17 protein-coding genes are annotated in these 20056 nt (G+C 60.1%); 4 read left to right on the plus strand and 13 right to left on the minus strand.

The window, feature by feature from the left end; genetic code table 11:
* The 9 genes from BGIM_RS65725 to BGIM_RS0101260 form a co-directional block, all read right to left on the minus strand.
* The coding region (locus BGIM_RS65725; RefSeq protein WP_193788942.1) for a beta strand repeat-containing protein at positions 1–5429 on the minus strand (5429 nt) is incomplete at its 3' end.
* Between the two features lie 226 nt (positions 5430–5655).
* Positions 5656–6753, minus strand: a complete 1098-nt coding sequence (locus BGIM_RS0101230; protein WP_020467982.1) for a TIGR03032 family protein — start codon at positions 6751–6753, stop codon at positions 5656–5658.
* A 128-nt stretch (positions 6754–6881) separates the two neighbouring features.
* Positions 6882–7151 carry a transposase gene (locus tag BGIM_RS66880; protein WP_020467983.1) on the minus strand — a complete coding sequence of 90 codons (270 nt, stop codon included), beginning with the start codon at positions 7149–7151 and terminating at the stop codon, positions 6882–6884.
* On the minus strand, positions 7151–7324 hold the full coding sequence (locus BGIM_RS66885) for a hypothetical protein (RefSeq protein WP_020467984.1): 174 nt from the start codon (positions 7322–7324) through the stop codon (positions 7151–7153). The genes BGIM_RS66880 and BGIM_RS66885 overlap by 1 nt, the downstream gene beginning before the upstream one ends.
* Complete coding sequence (locus tag BGIM_RS66890; protein ID WP_020467985.1) at positions 7321–7512, minus strand: hypothetical protein; 192 nt, start codon at positions 7510–7512, stop codon at positions 7321–7323. The genes BGIM_RS66885 and BGIM_RS66890 overlap by 4 nt, the downstream gene beginning before the upstream one ends.
* Positions 7513–7515: 3 nt before the next feature.
* Positions 7516–7821 (minus strand): helix-turn-helix domain-containing protein, encoded by a 306-nt coding sequence (locus tag BGIM_RS66895; RefSeq protein ID WP_020467986.1) that lies wholly within the window; start codon positions 7819–7821, stop codon positions 7516–7518.
* Positions 7822–7988: 167 nt separating this feature from the next.
* The gene (locus BGIM_RS56770) at positions 7989–12848 is read right to left on the minus strand and encodes a protein kinase domain-containing protein (RefSeq protein WP_020467987.1); all 4860 of its coding nucleotides are present in this window, start codon (positions 12846–12848) and stop codon (positions 7989–7991) included.
* Positions 12849–12928: 80 nt separating this feature from the next.
* Entirely contained in the window at positions 12929–13486 is a 558-nt protein-coding gene (locus tag BGIM_RS0101255; protein WP_020467988.1) for an RNA polymerase sigma factor, read from the minus strand.
* Between the two features lie 358 nt (positions 13487–13844).
* Positions 13845–14081 carry a helix-turn-helix domain-containing protein gene (locus tag BGIM_RS0101260; protein ID WP_020467989.1) on the minus strand — a complete coding sequence of 79 codons (237 nt, stop codon included), beginning with the start codon at positions 14079–14081 and terminating at the stop codon, positions 13845–13847.
* Positions 14082–14190: 109 nt separating this feature from the next.
* On the opposite strand from BGIM_RS0101260, the gene BGIM_RS0101265 reads away from it, so the two are divergent.
* Positions 14191–15180, plus strand: a complete 990-nt coding sequence (locus tag BGIM_RS0101265) for a hypothetical protein (protein ID WP_020467990.1) — start codon at positions 14191–14193, stop codon at positions 15178–15180.
* Between the two features lie 436 nt (positions 15181–15616).
* The gene (locus BGIM_RS0101270) at positions 15617–15931 is read left to right on the plus strand and encodes a hypothetical protein (RefSeq protein WP_157368551.1); all 315 of its coding nucleotides are present in this window, start codon (positions 15617–15619) and stop codon (positions 15929–15931) included.
* 307 nt (positions 15932–16238) lie between these two features.
* On the opposite strand, the gene BGIM_RS0101275 is transcribed toward BGIM_RS0101270, so the two are convergent.
* The 4 genes from BGIM_RS0101275 to BGIM_RS0101290 are packed head-to-tail and all read right to left on the minus strand — an operon-like array spanning position 16239 to position 18171.
* Positions 16239–17045 carry a HesA/MoeB/ThiF family protein gene (locus BGIM_RS0101275; protein WP_029629629.1) on the minus strand — a complete coding sequence of 269 codons (807 nt, stop codon included), beginning with the start codon at positions 17043–17045 and terminating at the stop codon, positions 16239–16241.
* 24 nt (positions 17046–17069) lie between these two features.
* Positions 17070–17543: a hypothetical protein gene (locus BGIM_RS48160; protein WP_020467993.1), complete on the minus strand. Its 474-nt coding sequence runs from the start codon at positions 17541–17543 to the stop codon at positions 17070–17072.
* Positions 17534–17875, minus strand: a complete 342-nt coding sequence (locus tag BGIM_RS0101285) for a hypothetical protein (RefSeq protein ID WP_020467994.1) — start codon at positions 17873–17875, stop codon at positions 17534–17536. Before BGIM_RS0101285 ends, BGIM_RS48160 begins: the two co-directional genes overlap by 10 nt.
* Positions 17872–18171 (minus strand): hypothetical protein, encoded by a 300-nt coding sequence (locus BGIM_RS0101290; protein ID WP_020467995.1) that lies wholly within the window; start codon positions 18169–18171, stop codon positions 17872–17874. The genes BGIM_RS0101285 and BGIM_RS0101290 overlap by 4 nt, the downstream gene beginning before the upstream one ends.
* A 232-nt stretch (positions 18172–18403) precedes the next feature.
* Between BGIM_RS0101290 and BGIM_RS0101295 the strand changes: the two genes are divergently transcribed.
* Together BGIM_RS0101295 and BGIM_RS48165 are read left to right on the plus strand one after the other, a co-directional pair.
* On the plus strand, positions 18404–19021 hold the full coding sequence (locus BGIM_RS0101295; protein ID WP_020467996.1) for an RNA polymerase sigma factor: 618 nt from the start codon (positions 18404–18406) through the stop codon (positions 19019–19021).
* Positions 19018–20055: an ImmA/IrrE family metallo-endopeptidase gene (locus BGIM_RS48165; RefSeq protein WP_020467997.1), complete on the plus strand. Its 1038-nt coding sequence runs from the start codon at positions 19018–19020 to the stop codon at positions 20053–20055. The genes BGIM_RS0101295 and BGIM_RS48165 overlap by 4 nt, the downstream gene beginning before the upstream one ends.
* Position 20056: the final 1 nt, after the last annotated feature.

The following is a 20056-nucleotide window of genomic DNA, read 5'->3' on the forward strand; positions in this document are numbered from 1 at the left end:
GACGTTCCCGACCCACCGGAATAAGTGGCCGTGGCCCCGTCGTTGAGCGTGAGCGTGGGGAGGCCGTTTCTGCTGTTCACCGTCACGGTCTTGTCGAAATTGACGGTGAGCGTCACGGTTTGGCCCGCCCGCAAATCGCCCGCCCCGGCGGTGATGCCCAAGCCTGAAGCGGTCACCGAGGTGACGGCGGCCGGCGTCTCCAGCGTATAGACCGGCCCGGTTTGGACCGTCGCCCCGTTTAACAGAATGCTAAGGTTGTTCCCGAAGTAATTGGCGGCGACGAAGTCCGGGAGGCCGTCGCCGTTCACGTCCCCGATGGCCACCGAACCCGGATTCAAGCCGACGGCAAAACTGTTGGCTGCGGCAAACGAACCGGTTCCGTTTCCGGCCAACACGCTGACGGAGTCGCCGCCAAAATTGCCGACGACGAGATCGGGCTTGCCGTCGCCGTTCACGTCCTGGATCTTCACGGTGGACGGTTGGTTGGGGAGGTGGTAGCTGGCGGCGGCGCCAAACGCCCCGGTTCCGGTTCCCAACAGGACGCTGACGGTGTTGACGCCGATATGGTAGTTGGTGATGGCGAGGTCGGGGATGCCATCGTCGTTCACGTCCCCGATGGCCACCGAGGACGGGGTTGAGCCAACGGGGAAGTTAGTGGCAGCGCCAAACGCCCCGGTTCCGGTTCCCAACAAGACGCTGACGTTGTTGCCCAAGTAGTTGCCGACGACGAGATCGGGTTTGCCGTCGCCGTTCACATCACCGATCGACACCGCACCCGGCTTCGAGCCGACGGAGAAGTTGGTGGCGGCGCCAAATGTCCCGGTTCCGGTTCCCAGCCGGATGCTGACGTTGTTGTTGTCTTGGTTGGCGTAGACGAGATCGGGTTTGCCGTCGCCGTTGAAGTCCCCGATCACCGCCGATCTCGGGGTCGAGCCGGCGGACAAACTAATGGCGGGGGCGAATGATCCAGTTCCGGTTCCCAACAACACGCTAATGGTGTCGTCGCCGGGGTTGGTGGTGGCGAGATCGGGGACACCGTCGCCGTTGAAGTCCGCCACCGCCAGCGAGGAGGGATCGCGGCCGGTGCCAAAGTTGACGGGGGCGCCGAACGAGCCGGTTCCCGTTCCCAACAAGACGCTGATGTTTTTGCTGCCAAAATTAGCGGTGACGAGGTCGGGAATGCCGTCGCCGTTGAAGTCTCCGATCACCACGGGCAACGGCTTCGTGCCGGCGACGGCGATGGGAGAGTTTTGGGCCTCGGTGAAGTCCCCGCCCCCGAGTCCATTGCCGGCAAGGTCTTTGATGTCGTTGGTGGCGGCGATGTTCAGGCCGATGCTTCCGGCGCCGGACCCGGAGTCCACGGTGACGGTGTAGTGAATGTTGTCCGCCGACGGGGTCACATCGGTGATCGACTGGCCGGAGACGCCGGTGGCGGCGAGGGCGAAGTCGGTTTTGTCCACGTTCAAGACCCGCTCGGAGAAGGTCACGTTGAATTGTAACGTCGCCCCGGTGGTGCGGGTGGAGGCGCCGACCAAGGCGATGGTCGCCGTGGGAGCCTTGGTGTCAATCGCCAGCGTGCCGGCCGGGTTGGTTGTGGCGCCGCTGGTGTCGGCCCCGACGGCCCCGTTGAGGAGGGCGCCGTTGAGGTTGAGCTTGGTCACGGCCAGATCGGCGGTGTTGTCTCCGGGCTTGATGGGGTAAACGAATGTCAACGCGAACGTTCCCGACCCGCCGGAATAAGTGGCCGTGGCCCCGTCGTTGAGCGTGAGCGTGGGGAGGCCGTTTCTGCTGTCCACCGTCACGGTCTTGTCGAATTGAACGGTGAGGGTCACCGTCTGGCCCGCCCGCAGATCACCCGACCCGGCGGTGATGCCCAAGCCCGAGGTCGTCACCGAGGTGGCGGCGGCCGGGGTCTGTAGCGTGTAGACCGGCCCGGTTTGGACCGTCGCTCCGTTTAACAGGATGCCGATGGTGTTGCCCTGGAGGTGGCTGGTGATGAGGTCGGGCCGGCCGTCGCCGTTCACGTCCCCGATGACCGCCGAACGCAGAGCCGGGCCGGCGGCGAAAGGAGAGCCTGAGGCGAGGGTGAACGTGCCATCCCCGGCCCCCGACAGGACGCTGGCGGTGACGTTTCCGTTGGCGGTGACAAGGTCGGGCTTGCCGTCCCCGTTCACATCGCCAATCGCCACCGAGAGAGGAGCCGTGCCGACAGGGAAGTTGGCGGCGGCGCCGAACGTGCCGGTTCCGGTTCCCAACAGGACGCTGACGTTGGCGCTGACTGGGTTGGCAGTGATGAGGTCGGGCTTGCCGTCACTGTTCACATCACCAATCGCCATCGATTCCGGACCACTGCCGACGGTGAAGCTGGCGGCGGCGCCGAACGTGCCGGTTCCGGTCCCCAGCAGGACGCTGACGGTGCCGTTGCCGACGTTGCCGGTGGCGAGGTCGGGCTTGCCGTCTCCGTTCATGTCTCCGATCACCACCGAGACCGGACCATTGCCGCCGGGGAAGTTGGCGGCGGCGCCGAACGAGCCGGTTCCGGTCCCCAACAGGACGCTGACGCTGCCGTTGCTGGCGTTGGCAGTGACGAGATCTGGCTTGCCGTCTCCGTTCACATCTCCGATCACCGCCGATTCCGGATTCGTGCCGACGGTGAAGTTGGCGGCGGCGCCGAACGAGCCGTTCCCGGTTCCCAACAGGACACTGACGTTGCTGTTGCCTTCATTGGCGGTGACGAGATCGGGCATGCCGTCCCCGTTCACGTCACCGATCGACACCGAATACGGCTGCATGCCGACGGGGAAGTTGGCGGCGGCGCCGAACAAGCCGTTCCCGGTTCCCAACAGGACGCTGACAGTGTTGCCGTAGAAGTTGGCGGCGACGACGTCGGGCATGCCGTCCCCGTTCACGTCCCCGATCGACACCGATCTCGGAGCCGAGCCAACAGTAAGGGGAGAGTTGGAGGCGGCGGTGAAGGCGCCGCCGCCGAAGCCATTGCCGGCAAGGTCTTTGATGTCGTTGGTGTCGGCGATGTTCAGGCCGATGCTTCCAGCGCCGGAACCGGAGGCCACGTCCACGGTGAAGTGGATGTTGTCCCCCGACGGGGTCACATCGGTGATCGACTGGCCGCTGACGCCGGTGGCGGCGAGGGCGAAATCGCTTGCATCAACGTTCGAGACGGGCTCGGAGAAGGTCACATTGAATTGCAACCCGGCCCCGGCGACTTGGGTGGCGGCACCGGCCAGGGCAATGGTGGCCATGGGGGCGGTGGTGTCGATGGCCAGCGTTCCGAGCGGGTTGGCGACGGCGCCGCTGGTGTCGGCGCCGCCGAGGACGGCTCCGTTGAGATTGAAGGCGGTGACGGCCAGATCGGCGGTGTGCTGTCCCGGCGCCACGGTGTAAATGAAGGTCAGCGAGGAAGTCCCGGAGCCGCCGGCATAGGCGGCGGTGGCCCCGTCGTTGAGGGTGAGCGTGGGGAGGCCGTTTGTGCTGTCCACGTTCACGGCCCGGTCAAAGCTGACGGCAAGCGTCACCGTCTGGCCCGCCCGCAAGTCGCCCGTTCCGGCGGTGATACCCAAGCCGGAGGCTGTCACGGAAGCGGCCACCGGGATCGTCAGCGTGAATGCCGGCTCGGTTCGGTCCAGGGTGCTGTTCAACAGGACGCTGACGTTGCTGGTGCCGGTGTTGGTGGCGACAATATCGGGCTTGCCGTCTCCGTTCAAGTCTCCGATGGCCACCGCAAACGGAGACACGCCAACGTCGACGGGAGTGCCAAAAGCGGGGAAGAACGATCCGGTTCCGGTTCCCAGCAGCACGCTGACGTCGTTGCCGCCATCGGCGGCGACGACGTCAGGCTTGCCGTCCCCGTTTATGTCCCCGATCACCACCAAACGAGGCGTTCCGACGCCGGTGAAGTTGTTGGCGGCGCCGAACGACCCGTTTCCGGTCCCCAACAGCACGCTGACGTTGTTGTCGTTGACATTGGCGACGACGAGGTCGGGCTTGCCGTCCCCGTTCACGTCTCCGATCGCCACCGAGCGGGGCGTTGTGCCGACGGCGAAGTTAGTGGCGGCGCCGAACGATCCGTCTCCGGTCCCCAACAGCACGCTGACGTTGTTGCCATGTAAATTGGCGGTGACAATGTCGGGCTTGCCGTCGTCGTTCACATCACCAATCGCCACCGAAGACGGAGTCGTGCCGGCGGCGAAACTAGCGGCGGCGCCAAACGACCCGTTTCCGGTTCCCAACAGGACGCTGACGTTGTTGTCGTTGATGTTGGCGGCGACGATGTCAAGTTTGCCGTCGCCATTCACATCCCCGATCGCCACCGAACGCGGCGTTGTGCCGACGGCGAAGTTGGCGGCGGCGCCGAACGATCCGGTTCCGGTTCCCAGCAGCACACTGACGTTGTTGCTGAATTCGTTGGCGGTGACAATGTCGAGCTTGCCATCCCCGTTCACATCTCCGATCGCCACCGAATACGGACCACTAACGACCGGGAAGTTGACGGGGTCGCCGAACGTGCCGGTTCCGGTTCCCAACAGCACGCTGACGTTGTTGCTGCCATAATTGGAGACAACGAGATCGGGGATGCCGTCGCCATTTACATCCCCGATGGCCACCGATCTCGGGCCAGTGCCGACGTGGATGGGAGAGTTGGGGGCATTGGTGAAGGCGCCGCCGCCGATTACATTGCCGGCAAGGTCCTTGATGTCGGTGGCGGTGGCGAGATACAGCCCGATAGTTCCGGCGCCGTAGCCGGAGGCCACGTCCACGGTGTAATGGGCGTTGTCAATCATTTTGACGCTGACAATCGAGTCGCCAATCACGCCAGAGGTGACGAGGGAAAAGTCGGTCGTGTCCACGCCGGAGACGGGCTCGGAGAATTGCACGTCGAATTGCAACGCCGCCCCCGAGGATTGGCTGGCGGCGCCGCCGAGGATGATGGCCGCCGTGGGGGCGACCGTGTCGATCTTCAGCGTCCCGAGCGGGTTGGCGACGGCGCCGCTGACGTCGGTGACGCCCAGGTCCTCGCCGTTGAGTTTGAAGGCCGTCACGGCCAGATCGGCGGTGTTCTGCCCCGACGCCACGGTGTAAGTGAAGGTCAACGCGGAGGTTCCCGACCCGTCGGCATAGGTGGCGGTGGCCCCGTCGTTCAGCTTCAGGGTCGGCAGGCCGCTCGTGCTGTCGACCGTCACGGCGGTGTCGAAATTGACGGTGAGCGTCGCCGTCTGGCCCGCCCGCAAATCCCCGGTTCCGGCGGTGATGCCCAAGCCCGACGTGGCCACCGAGGTGACCGACGCCGGGGTGATCCGATCATCCAGTTCCCGCAGCACCGGCCGGAACAACCGGCGAGAATTTCCCCCGGCGGGCGTCCGGCGTTCAGCGAGCCACTTCTTTACCATCTTGGCAATCGGATGATCGTTCATTTAATCCGCTGGTTGAAATTTGCTTTTTGCGAGTTTTACGCCAACACCGAATCCGGCCGTTTTTACCCAATCATGAACGCTCGATTTTAACAAAGCAGCTTGTGTCTAAAGGTTACATTTCAGTTATCTGACGGTCATTTCTCATGAAATCGCCGAAAGCTCTGCCTGTGCAATTCAGGAAATCAACCCACTGGCAATTCTCCTAAAAATCAGATCGAATGTTTCGTTAAAGAGTCCCGACTTCGCCCACGGTGAGCAGGCGTTGAATCTCGTCCGTCTTGAAGCCCAAGGCGATCGGCCGGACCACATTCGGCAGGGCGATCACGTCGTACAGTTCGGTGATGACGCCTTCGAGCCGGACCCAGTGGGCCACGTCGCCGGTGCGCAGGTCGATGACCTGCAGGCCCCCGCGCGGCTCGGAGCCCCGCTTCGCCAGTTCGTCGTCCAGTGGCAGGCCGCCAAAAGTGTTGTGTTCGTGACGCGGGCCGGAGAGGCCCACGATGGCGTAATCCCCGGCGAAAGCCAGCCCGCGCAGGAAGCCGGGGCAGAAGGTCAGCGGCTCGAACTTCCCCTTGGCCAGGTCAATGCTGCCGAAATAGCCGGTGCCGGCGTTGAGCAGCCAGAGTTTGCCCCGGTAAACCCGCGGCGAATGCGGCATCGACAGCCCGGTGGCGACGATCTCGTTGCTTTGAACATCGATCACCACGCCGCCGTCCCGGCGCTTGTCGCGCCAGCCATCGATGACATCGCAGACACCAACCGCCGTGACGAACCGGGCTTTGCCGTTGTCCAAGGCGAGGCCGTTCAAGTGGCAGCGATCCTCCGGGACCAGCTTGCTCAGAAACGGCGGCTTCCACAACGGCGTGAAGCTGGCCCGTTCGTTCAAGGTCGCCAGACAGCCGAACCGAGTGTTGACGAAGACCACCCGGCCGCTTGATTCCACGACAACATCGTGGATGTCCAAATCACCGGTGGTGTGGGCGGCGCGGGGAATGTAAAGCCTGTCCGCCCCCTGATACGATTCGCCCGGCGCCAGCGAGTTTTCAAAACGCCACAGTTGGGAGAGCGTGCTGAGCCACAAGGTCTGGCCGTCGCCGCACAGGCCCATGCAGCGTTGAAAGGTTCGCTCAAAAACGGCCATCCGGCCGTCGGGGTGCCGACCCAGAAACAGCAGTTTGCCGGCCTGATAAGTGGTGAACGCCAGACTGAGCCGCTGACCGGCCAGCCACTCCGGGAAATGGGCTGAGCCGTACACCTGCAACCATGGCCCGGCCGCCGGGGAGGCATCGTTGACGGGCGGGGTCGGCGACGGGTTCGTTTCCATGCTTCGTCCAACCTTGCGAGGAGTTCGAGGATTTCGTTGATTGTGCCGGACGATCCCATGTAAGATTCATCCGACAAGAGCGTGCTTGGCGTGACGATATTACATTGCCCGCCTGACTATAACTGAGTTCAGGCTGTCGTAGCGGCCGCATAGCCGCAGTGCCGGAAGTAGTTCAGGCATTCGTTCGGTTGGAAGCGGGGAATGATCTGGCGCAGGGCTTTGTAAATGCCTTTGGTGGTCCGGGCGGCCCAATCCCGCAAGCCTCGTTTCAACTTCGAGAAAGCGTTCTCGATGGAATTGAGGTCCGGGCTGTACGACGGCAGGTATTCCAGCCGGTATTTCACGGAGCGGATGGCCGTCTCAATCCCGCTGACCTTGGAGGCGGGAAGGTTGTCCATCACCACCGCATTCCCGGCCGCAACGAGGTGACCAACACCTGCCCGACATAGGCCGAGAACAGTTCCCCGTTCATCGCCCCCTCGAACGCCCACGGAGCGGCCAGCCCGCCGGAGGTCAACACCCCGATAAAGGTCACTCCCTTCCATCGTTTAAACGGGGCCTCGGCGATCACCCGTTCCCCGGCCGGACCATTCCGTGCGTTCGTTGCATGGTCGTGGTCGCCCCGGTTTCGTCCAGAAACACCAACTCATCCGCAGACACGCCCGCCAGTTTCGACGGCCATTCCCGCCTCGCCTCCGCCACGTCGGGGCGGTCTTGTTCGGAGGCACGGACCGATTTCTTCTTCAGGGTCAGTCGCAACCGTCACATCGTTCGCCAGACCATCACGCGCGAGGCGGGCAGCCTCAGGCGTTCGCGAGGTTCGTCCGGGGTGGCGTCCGGGTGTTCGAGCACGCCCCGACGCAGCGCCTCCTTGTGGCCGGCCAGTTTACGGGCCGATCCTCTTCCGAAAGGCCGCTGGGCCAGTGACCCAGTCTCGCGGAACTGCTGGCACAACTGACGCACAAAAGCGGTGCATACCCCGAATCGCTCGGCGACTTCGGCCGTGGTTTCGCCCGACTGACGAGCCTCATCAATCCGAATACGCAGGTCGCTGCTGTAGGCTCGCATGGTTCTTTCCCCTTGGAACCATTTTATCCGACGCTACAAGTTTCCGAACTCTGCTCTAGGAATCATGACCTGCCGCTTGGTTCGAGACCGGCGGCGACCTCGGCCTCGCAAACTCAAATGACAATCTTCCCAACATGCACTCAGATTTCACATGGATTTCTGGTGGTTTATTTCAGTCCCGCCGCCTTGGCGCTGCTCAAAAACTCTTTGGCCTCCTTACCGTTGATCATTTCCAATGTCGGGATCGATCGCAGAATTTCAGTATCACGCTCCGCGTTGAAGTTCCAATCAAGCACTTTAAGAGGCATGCCCCTGAGGGGCGACAGATCGGTTAGTTTCGTCTCATTGCAACTCAGTTCCGCCATCGGCATTCCCTTGAGGGGCGACAGGTCGGACACCTTCGTATTGTAAATTAGCAATTTATTCAGCGGCATGCCCTTGAGCGGCCCCAGATCCGAGACCAAGGTGCCGGGGCACCACAGGACCGTCAGCTTCATCTCCCTGAGCGGCGACAGATCGGTGACAAGCGTGGCCGAACAAGACATCTTCGTGAGGTTCATGCCTTTGAGCGGCGACAGATCGGCGAGTTGCCCCTTGTTCGGCCAAGTACCGTTGCATTCCAGTTGTCGCAGGCCAGAAAGCACCCTTACCGGTGAGATGTCCGTCACCCGATCCGTCAGGAATCGCAACTCCGTGACGCTGCCGCCTTCGATCTTTTCCTTCATTGTGCCGTCGAAGCCCGGGTTGCGTTTCATTAGTTCGGCCCTGACCGCTTCGACCTGCTGTTCCGGTTTCATCGCCACGATTGCTTGGAGCCAGGTGGGATCGAGCGGTGGTAATGCCGAGGCGCCCTCGCCCTTCAAAAACTCCTTAGAGTCTTTTCCGTTGATCTTTTCCAGCGTCGGGATCGAGCGGATTAATTCAATATTGCGGTCTGGAAACGGGATGATCTGAATCTCCTTTAGCGGCATGCCTTTCAACACTGATAAATCGGTCACCTTCGTGCCCCCGCAAATCAGTTCCTTCAACTTCATGCCTTGCAGAGGCGACAGATCCGCGACCGACGTTCGGTAAAACTTCAAGAACTCCATCCGCGACATACCCTTCAGTGGCGACAGGTCGGTCACCTTGGTGTCGCCACAATCGAGCCACGACAGTTCTTTCAGATTCTTCAATGAGGAAAGATCGGCAACATTTGTGTCACCGCAATTCAAGGACCACAGCGGCATGTCCTTCAGGGGCGACAGGTCGGAAACGCTCGTATTTTGACAGTACAAACCACGAAGTTTCATGTCCTTCAACGGGGACAGGTCTGCAAGCGGCGCCCTGTTGCCCCACGCAGCGCCCCGGCACTCCAAGGCCTGTAACTTTGTCAAGGCTTGCACCGGCGAGAGGTCGGTCACCTTGTCGGTGAAGAATTCAAGGCGATCCACCTCTCCATCTTTGTTGAGCTTGTACTCTGCCTTGCCGTCGAAGCCCGGGTTGCGTTTCATTAGTTCGGCCCTGACCGCTTCGACCTGCTGCTCGGCCTTCATGGCCGCTACCGTCTTTGCCCACGCGGGATCGAGCGGCGGCAACGGGGCGGCGGCAATTAATTCCTCCGGCAGGGCACTGATGTCGCGGACCTCGACGCGGCGAACCCAAACCTCGCTGTTCTGACAATCCAAGTTAAAACTCACGTTGCCAAAATCGGTGTCAACACCGTCCCGCACCCGGCGAATACTCGTGTATGCCGCGACGAAGCGGTGATTGATGAAGACAGCGACAGAATCGTCCACCCGCACGAGATCGAGCTGGTTCCAGTCGCCGGCGGGGTTGAGGATTGCGGCGCCTCCCTTGAGCGATTTTTCTCCCGTGGGCAAGATAACGCTTCGCTCAAGGAGGCCCTGAACCATTTTTGGATTTGGACCAACCCACACAGCTCCTTTTTGTGACAGATGGAAATAAAGGCCGGATTTGCCATCGGGCGACATGTACGCGAATTGCAAGTGGCCCGCCTCCTTGCCGGGGAACTTGATGTCCATGCGCACATGATTACTTTGCATTATTCTGTTTGACCAGAGATACGCCGCCTTGGGAACCTTGCGGAGAGCCAGCACCGGCTCCGTTTCGGATTCGACGAACTTGAAGGCATCGGCCTGCCCGCCGTCAGCCTTCCCCCACATGGAAAAATCCTTCGTGGCCAGCAACTTTTCCCACGGCTCCTGAGACGGCGCGGCGTTGAATGCCCACAGGATTGCGGTCCCGTCCTTTGACCCGGTGACGAGGTGCTTGCCGTCGGCGCTAAGCGCCACGCCATAGACCTGGGCAGTGTGTCCCCTGAGGGTGTGGAGTTTCTTTCCGGTGGCGGCGTCCCACAGGATCGCTGTTTTGTCATTTGTCCCGGTGAAGACAAGCTTGCCGTCGCCGCTCAAGGCCACGCAATTGATCCCGGACGTGTGACCCTTGAAGGTTTGAAGTTTCCTGCCGCTCGCCGCCTCCCACAGGATCGCTGTCAAGTCGTTTGACCCGGTGACGACGAACTTCCCGTCGCCGCTTAGGGCCACACTTTTGACAAAGGCGGTGTGTCCTTTGAAGGTTTGGAGTTTCTTGGCGCCGGCCGCCTCCCAAAGGATTGCCGTGTTGTCAAATGATCCGGTGAGGACAAGCTTGCCGTCGCCGCTCAAGGCCACGTTAACGACGGCGGCAGTGTGCCCCGGAAAAGTCTGGATTTGCTTGCCGCCGGCCGTCTCCCACAGGATCGCCTGATCCCCTGAAGTGGTGACGACATGTTTGCCGTCGCCGCTCAGGGCCACGCAATCGACCCCTTTGTTGGTACCCTGAAAAGTTTGGAGTTTCTCGCCGGTGGCTGCTTCCCACAGAATCGCTGTATTGTCCCATGACCCGGTCAGAACGAGCTTGGCGTCGCTACTCAAGGCCACGCTCGCGACCCGGCCCTTATGCCCTTTGAAGGTCTGGATTTGCTTGCCGCCAGCCGCGTCCCACAGGATCGCGGTACTGTCTTTTGACCCGGTGACGACGTATTTGCCGTCACCGCTCATGGCCACACTGGCGACTTCGTCATTGTGCCCCTGGAATTTTCGGACAATCGAGTCAGTCCGGAATTCAGGCGGCGGATTCACGGGAACCAACTGCCTGGGTTCAAACGTCGCCTTGAGCGCGAACTGTTCCCCTCGCTTGATCGTGAACTGCTTCACCTTGAACGACAGGTCGGCTCCCGCGTCGGTCACGTCCAGCTCATACTCGCCGCTGGCCTTGCGAGTGGCTTTCATGTTGTAAATTCGCTTCGTGTTGGTGTCTTCAAGAGTCACCGTGCCTTTGCTGACTGAGAATTTAAAATCGGGATCGTCGGTGTTGACGACGAAGTCCCCCTCCGGCGTCGCGATGCGGATGATGCCGTCCATTCCGCCCGCCAGGACGACCAAGCCGCCCAGAAAGAGCAATCCCATCAGGAGCAACGGTTTCTTGCTCCGGCGGCGCGGCGCTGAACCTGCGGCCGAATTGGTCTTGTTGCCGCCTTCTTGAACGGATGTCGTTCCTTTCTTCGCCGAAACGAAGCTCACAACCTCCGTCTGGTCTGTAATCGCCTGTTGCCGCTTCAACTCGTCCTCGATCTTTTTCAACGCCGCAATCACGACGCCGGCCGATGCGACGCGCTTGGCGGAGTCCTTCTCCAGCAATTTCATCACCAAGTCGGACAGCTCTTGCGGCAGTTCAAAATTGACCATGACCGGGGGGGACGGATCATGCATGGCGACTTCCATGAGCGTGGACACGATGTCCTCGCCGTGGAATGGTTGCCGTCCGGTGCTCATGCGATAGAGGACGACGCCAAGGCTGAAGAGATCACAGCGTGCGTCGACGGCGGCGCCTCGCGCCTGCTCCGGGGACATGTAGGCGGGGGTGCCGATGATGGCGCCCTGTTGAGTCAGGCCGGACTCCTGCGCGGCCAGGCGGGCGAGGCCAAAATCGAGGATCTTGACGCGATTCCGGGGCGACTCCAGCCAGATATTGGCTGGCTTGATGTCGCGATGAACCAGCCCGATCGCATGAGCGGCCGCCAGGCCTTCGGCGGTTTCGCGGCCGATGCGCAACACCTCGGACAGCGGAAGCGCCGGTTCTCGTTTGAGGCGATCGTCGAGCGGTTCGCCTTTGAGCAGCGGCATGACGATATACGGGGCGCCGCGGTCTTCGCCGACCTGGTGAATGGCCACGATGTGATCGTGCTCCAGGGCGGCGGCGGTGCGCGCCTCGCGAAGAAATCTCTGTTGCGACGACTTGCTCTGTGCCAATTGAGGAAGCATTGCCTTGATCGCCACCTTGCGGTTGAGCGCGGGATCTTCCCCCAGAAAGACGACGCCCATGCCGCCATGACCGAGAATCTTGAGTATTCGATATCCGCCAAGCCTGCCAAGTTCGTCATCGGCTTGCGGCGGGGCCAAGAAATCGCTGAGACTGGAATCATGGCTGGAATCAGGCTCTAACCCCAGTGTGACGTCCGGTTTGCTCAACGACGGGTTCGTCGCAGAAACGGACGCGTCTGGTCCGAATTGCGCCGCGAATCGTTCGCTCGGAGTCTCGGTGGCTTCTCCTCGCCAGACTGGTTGCGATTCCGGACCGCCCGCAGGCGCCCGAACGGGAACAGTCATTATCGCGCCGCAACCGGGGCACTTGACCATCTTGTCTGCCGATGCTTCCTTGACGGTCAGATTCCTTTTGCAGGACGAACAGTTCAAGGTGAACATGCGAACCTCTGGCTTCTTGAGGGCACCTGTCGGCATGATGTTTTCCAATTTGCGGATCAGTTCAGCGACCAGCGGATGCGCCGATGCGGGCATGCCGAGCGTGTTTCGGCCAGCCATGGCGTCGGACAGGGTATCATGGGCGGGCAACAACGCGATCAGCCGCTCCAGGCACGGCCGGCATTCCTGGACGTGTTGCTCCAGTTCGACAGCCTCGCTCTCGGGCAACCCGCTCAGGCACAGCCGTTCGAGATCGTCCAAAGGCGGGCAAGTGGCAAGCGACATAGGCGCACCTTGAAAATGTTTGCCGAGACTTACGCCATCAGTACGAACGACCGAGAGGGAACCTGTCTGCAAAATGGAAATTATTCGACAAGGCCCGCCAACTCTTGCCGTAACCGGCGCAGGATACGGCACTTGGCGAGATAGACGGCGTTCTCGGTAATGCCCAATTCACTCGCGACATCGGCGGCGGACCGGCCTTGGGCGACGAATTCCCAACACGCTTTCCACGTCGTCGGAGCGAAGTCGGCTTGCATGAGCTGCAAGGCGCGAGCGGTCAGTTCGTGGCGGTATTCTCTTTCCCAGAATGAATCCGCCCCGTCGGCCGCCGCGGGGTCTTCGTCCATCGGGACATTGACCACGAGAGCTTCGCGGCGCTTGCGATCACGCAATTTGTTGAGCGTAATCGTGCGGAGCCAGCCGCGAAAATGACCTTGCCGGTCGTAGTGGAATTGCGGAAGGATTTGCACTAGGACCGTGAGAACTTCCTGCACGAGATCGGCGGCGTCGTGCTCCGTCATGCCCGCGCGTCGCGCCCAAGAGAACAGCAGCGGCGTATAGAGATGCACCAGCCTTCGCCAGGCCGCCTCATCCGGCGAATGACGTAAACGGTCCAACAGCGTGACCGGGGTCGTATGCATGCAGTTCCGAAGAGTTGGTGGTTGTTGGAGTTCGAGGCGCAGAACTGCCAAGCGATCGCACCTTGCCACCCGATCTTCTTTCTATCCGCACCGAACGGACGAGACCACGAAAGGCCTCTTCCTTGCCTTGTTTTTTCCCAAGCCGACAAATGCGACTGGAGTAATGCCGATTTGCCGAGGTGTTCGCGTAACACTCCTGGGAGACTCATGTCAACTCCGGAGGGAATTCGATGTGGGGAGTTCGGGGTTTCTGCCGGTTGTGCCGGACGATCTCTTTTAGAGAGTTCGGAAACAATGATAAAAACCCCCATTGTTTTCACGGGTGTTCATCATTGTTTCCGAACGCTCTTAATTGATGTCAGGTGTTGGGCGGCTCGCCCAAAAGATTGGCCACGGGAACTCGCAACGCCCTGGCGATGCGCCGCAGGCTCAGCAACGCAACGTTACGCTCACCTCGTTCGACCGAGCCGATGAACGTCCGATGCAGATCGGCGACTTCAGCCAGGCCCGCCTGGGTCATCTTGAGTTCCAGCCGCCGTTCACGGATACGAAACCCCACTTGTTCGAGAAAAAGGCGGTCGTCGCGGTTTGTCATTGACGGCGATGATGCCGCCAGAGAAGATGTGTTTAAGTATCTTTTTGTCGATTCGCTTTTTCAGCCGGCCAACGATTCATCCGGCCTTTTCTGAACGGAGACGAGTTCCATGCGAGCAAACGTGGCACCCCCCGCAGCCAGACGCCTGTTACGCGGCTTGGCGCCGGCCGTTCTCATCGTCCTGCTGACGCTCAGTTGTGATTTGGCAAACCGAAAGGCTTCGATCCACGCCGACCCGGACCGTGTGGAGGCTTGCTGGAAACAACTGGTCGACCAGATCCGGATTGCTTCCTTAAAAACAGGCTACGCGGAACCGAATTCCGATTCCGGCCTCGTGCGCGTCAAGAAAACCGCCGCCGCGTTTCGGGATCTGGCCGACAGAATCGGGGAAATTCCGCTGGATGGCGTTGATCCTGATTTGGTCGCCTTGGTGGGTCGGTTCATCCAGATTCTTCGGGCTGACTGTCTTCTGTTTGAGAAAATGACACGGTTGCTGGAGGAGTTGGAAACGCTGAGGCCGGGGGAGAATCAGGTCAGCCCCGCGGCTTCCAACGACAAAGATGTCCAAGACAAGGCAAGACGGCTGGAGTCGAAATTTGAAGACATCTCTGAGAAGATGAATGCGTCAATGGCGATTAGCAAGCAGTTTGATTTCGATGCGGATTCCCTGCGGCGATCGCTGACGGCCAAATACGGGCGATCATTTGCTTCCCTGGCCGCTCAGGTCATTTCCGGACGGAACATTTATGACCGCGCGGAACTCGCCGCACTACGGAACACATGGGAGGACAGGGCCGGGGCATGGGGCCGAATGTTGCTGAAGGAAACCCATCCGACGGGACAGTTTCATGCCGCCTCACTGACCAGGTTTGACGTGAGTGAGAACCGCGAGAGGGTCGTCGTCGTCATCCGCTGCGGTTGGGCGGCCGTGTTGTCGGGTTCCAATCACATCACGCTGTTTCGGGCCGTCATCGACAAACAAAAGGGGCTGCTGGAACTCTCGGTTTCCTCGGACACATCGCCCAACCCGATCTCTCCCTCCGGCTTGGAGGCCGCCCGGACGAAGTTACGCGACGAAATCCGAATGTTGTCCCAATGAGGGAATTTCAGGCGGCCTGCATCTCGGACCCGCCTCATCCCGCTTTCCAAGTTTGGTTTCTACCTTGGCGCGACAGTCTGTTGATCCGTTGATCAGTCGGGCGAATTGATCAATCATTCGGCGGAGACTCGCGACATGTCTGTCCGCTTCCATGATGATACCCTTCAAGGCACCCTGGCGGCGAAGCCCGAAGTGATTTCTGTCGCCTGCGGACGGTTGCCTTCGGAAAGGCGGGCGACGATGGAACGGTCTCGTAACGCCGAAACCGCGAGCGACATGAACTTCGTGCCAACGTCCGTTTATGGTACGAACGAGTTCGCAAGGCTGTTCAAGTCGGACGGGACGGCGGGACAGGAAAGTGGCCGGCCCTTGGTTCGCTCCCAGCGGCCGGTACGAAGTGGTCGAAGGGACAATCCAAAGGGCAGACGGAACGGAAATGTCAGCGAACACCACTCAGTGGCTGGCGGTGCCCGAGCAACCCGACGGGTTGAGCAGTTGGAGCGGTTGGGCTCAGGTATCCGGTCTCACCTTCGTCACGATGTTGCAACGGGCGTTCGTCCCAGGTGAAAACATGGATGAGGAAGAACTGATTGTCACTGGATGGAAGCCCGCCCGGATTCTCGTGACAAACGCCAGTTTGCCAGACAACCGGATCGTGTTTACCGGCAACGGCAATTACCCCAAAGCCCAAGAGGAGCCTGCTTTCATCCCAAACTCCACGAATTCCGACAAGACTGAAAATTACCAATAAACCCAAGTAATTACTGGTGTGTAACTTATCGCCGGACAATGCAATCAAGTAATAAGGTGCGCTGGCTTCCGCGAGCGCACCTTATTCCTTGATGGAGTTGTTTGGCAATTTTTCATGTCCATCCAGACAAAATCGAGCTAATGAAGGTTAGATCGACCCGCACGAAATATGACACTGGAACGGCGTCGGAAAAGCTTATTTTTTGCAAGGAGTTTTGCGTTTTGGACACTCTGCTGGAACGGCCGGAATTAGCTCTTTTTCCACTGTATTGACCCAATTTCGGCACTTTTCAGCACATAGCCATTGGCTAGATCTTCACGAACACAGGCTCGCCAGCCTGTGCCAGCGGGTAATGTTCACAAGGTTCGGGCGGGAGGTATTTGAGCCGGATGTGTGGGACCAACGTGCCGTCGGTGCCGTTGTACGACAGATAGACGGGGGCGGGCGAAGAACGCGTCCAGCCGGTCAGAAGGCTGACGGCAATGCCGACTGCGGTGGAGGCGAGAACGCCATTCGGCCAAACCACCTGCGGCTTGCCGCCCGCCGCGCCGTAATTTGCGACTTCTCGACCAATTTTCTCATCGGTCAAGAACCCCATGCAGAACATGCAAGGCAGGCCTGGCATCGACAGAATAACCTGGCCGCTCATTCCCGGAGGCTCCTCACCGCCCGGGTGAACATCCATGCCGATGTCGATGTAAGGAATGAGAAGACGCCTACAGCAGGCTTCGATCTGCTGACGCTCGCCGAACGAATCGACACATCCCATGACGAGCGTGCAGCCATTCAGGGCTTTTTCCCGATCCTGCCACCGGCAGGGATGGATTTCGACATTAGCACGAGGGTTGATCTCGTGAATCCGTCGGCGTGCGGCTTCGACTTTCAGTGTCCCGGCTTCGACGTCAGCCTCGGCGAGAGTCATGGTTCGGTTCAGGTTCGACTCGTCGCCACGGTCATGGTCATACAACAAAAAATTCTGAACGCCGAGATGGGCGAGTTGCGGGGCGATATGCGAACCGCCACCTCCCAAACCGTTCACCGCCACCCGAGCCGTTTCGATGGCGAGCTGACCGGCCATGCCTAAAAATCCCTGTCGGGAATATCTTTCGCTCATTACCGCTCCAATGCTTGAAGATACTCACCTGACAAGCGTGATTTGGGACGCGCGTTCGGGTCCGCGCGCACTGGGAAGCCAAACGTCCGCAATTGCGGAATCCGGGCTGAGAAGGAACAATCCGCTCGCCTGGTCGCGACCGACGGCGCGAAATGCGGGGATAAGGTTGGGCAATTCGTCGTCATCGGTTGGCGAAAACGACGGTCGGCCCGACCACTCGTGCATGTGTGTGTGAAAAACGCCGTCACCGGTGTCGAGCACGCCCTGCATCGCCGCTCGAATCGCATCGCCGTTGATCCTCGCTCCGACCGTGTGATCGACGACGTACTGTTCGTCAGGAACAGGCACGTATCGAGTCATGAGGATAACGGGAACCGAATCCGTCGCCAGTCGCCCATAAAGAAACCCAATGCGCTCCGCCGCATGCGCATGGGGCCGACGCAAGTCGGCGAGAATCGCTTGATGCAAAGCTCGCGGCAGATGGATTGTTATGGGCATGTCAGCGCCCTCAGCAGACGGGCCACCATTTGCGTCAGGCTGACTTTTTCCTTCGCCTGCCACGAAAAAGCGTGCCACGTCCTGCCAAGAATGTGGATGCTTCCGTTCCAGTTTTTGTTCGCCGGAGTTTTCACCTGTTCGGAGAAGAACAACCGGTAGTCGTAGCCGCCTACGTGAGACGGGCAAAGGAGGAGTGTCAGCGGGGACGGTCCGCACCCGTCAGGGAGCGTGACGTCCGGTATTTGGAAATAGGTGACACCGGCCTCCTCGGCGCGTTCGGCACCCGGGAACGTGGCGGCCAGTTCCCGGATTTCTTCGTTGGAAAAGCTCATGAAGACCCGCCATCCTTCGGATGATGGAGGAAGATTTCGCAACCCGTGATGTGAACCTTGCCGTCGTCGGGCAAGGCCACGATTTTCGAGCCGATGAGCTGGTCCAAGTCTTCTGTCAGCGGAATTCCGGCGAGCTTTTTGAGAGTCGCGACAGGCGTCTCGCCGAGGTGAACGAACACCTCCTTGTTGTTAAAGGGAACTTTGACGCGAGTTTCGCAGCGGTCCTCGTGCCCGTGGTTTTCGTGGTGACCGTGTTGGTCGCGGCCTTTGCGAGCCTTTTCGGCAATGGTGTTCATGTGGCCTCCAATCGTCCTTTGGACGATGGCTTGAGAGCGTCCACTGAAGGGTGGATTCCTTGGCGGCACTTCCGCCTCATCCTTGGTTACGACAGTCACTTAACCGAACTGGCGATTTTTGACAGCGAATCAAGGAAAAAAGCCTGGTATGCTGGACGTTTGATCAGATCTAAGAGAAATCTCGCGGTTCTGGTTAAGTGACAGTCGTATTGGAGAGTGGAGGCTCCAAGAGATGGGTGAAACGTCAGGAGAGGACGACGCAACGCTTGTCCGCAAAATTGCGGAGACAAAGGACGAGTTCGCGCTGGCCGAACTGATGGAAAGACACGCCCCCAAGGTTACCGGGGATCTCCGTCACCGGTTCCGGCACCAGTTGCAACACCCAGAAATCGATCAAGCGGTGAACAACGCCGCTATGAAAGTGTGGAAGAACGCCCATACCTTCAACGGGAAGCAGCCGTTCGGACCGTGGTTTCAGAGTATTGCCCATCGAGCCGCGCTGGACATTCTCAAGGGCGAGAAGAAGCAGCCGACCAGTGGGTTGGAGTTCGACCTGATCGCCCCCGTGTCAGCCGATCTTGAAGAGACTGAGAACTCACCGAGGACGACTTGGCACATGGAGCAGTTGGAGCAGATAATTGACTTCGAGCTGAAGGGGTTCGAGCAGACTGTGGCGCGTGCGGACGTTGCTGCAGGCGGTCCCAAGGAAGCAGACACCGAGCTGCTTATGAAGCAGCACAACAAGAAGAAGAACGTGGTGCAAGCAACGCGGAGCAAGGTATGGAAGAAAATTCGGGAGAGGATCCACGAACGGAAAGCTCTCCTTGACCACACAGAGGTGAACCCATGAGCTCGGACGCCGATAAAGCTTGGGATCGCGCCATCGGCAAGCTCCGAAAGAAGAAGGGTTACAGCCCGCTCACGCCCGAAGAGGCCAAGGCCGCATACGAATCCGCTCCCGCCGTACCGCTTTCGGCGGCCCGGATCAGCGAGATCGTCAAGTTTGCGACCGGCGGCTCTCCCGAGATGGTCAAGCCGTTAACTTTAGTCGAGTGGAGCCGGCGGTTCCCATTGAAGATGATGAGGCAATTTCAGTTCTCGCTGGCCGAGGACGTTTCCGATGCCGAAGCTCTTTTGGATTACTTTGGCGTGCGATCGCCAGAAACGTGGCGGTTGAAGTGGGACGCTCAACCAGTTGCCTTTCGTCAGACACAGGTGTTCGACGCTCAGAAGGAAGCTGTGTCAGCATGGGTTCGCGAGGCCGAAATCGAGGCGGCTAAGTTGAAGCTTGCGGATTTCGACGCAGACCGGTTGCGGTCGTCGTTGGGGCGATTGCGGAGTCTGACGCGAAAAAAAGTCGGCGATGCCTTGGAAGAAGCCATTGCGATCTGCGCGCAATTCGGGGTTGCTCTTGTGCTCGTGCCGGGATTGCCGGGCACACGGATCAGCGGGTGTGCCCGGTGGCTGAATGATAAGCACGCTTTGATCGGCCTCACCATCCGGTACAAGACGGACGACCAGCTCTGGTTCACGTTCTTCCATGAAGTTGCCCACATTCTTCTGCATCGCGGATTACAGACGTTCGTGATCGACAACGCGGTCAAGGAGATGGGCGACGAGGTGGTTGATGTCAACATGGCTAGATACGAGGAGGAAGCCGACCGCTTTTCGGCCGACACTCTTATCCCGCCGGATTTGCTCGCCGCGTTCTTGCGCATTCATGGCGAGACACTGGGGAACAAGGAGATCTACGACTTCTCGGAAACCATCGGGATTGGGCCGGGCATCCTGGTCGGTCGCCTCCAGCGCGACAAGGTCTTGGAACACTGGCAGGGGAACGAGTTCAAACAGAAATTGGAGTGGGGTTTCACCCCCGAGGAATGAG

Source organism: Zavarzinella formosa DSM 19928 (assembly GCF_000255705.1).
GTDB lineage: Bacteria > Planctomycetota > Planctomycetia > Gemmatales > Gemmataceae > Zavarzinella > Zavarzinella formosa.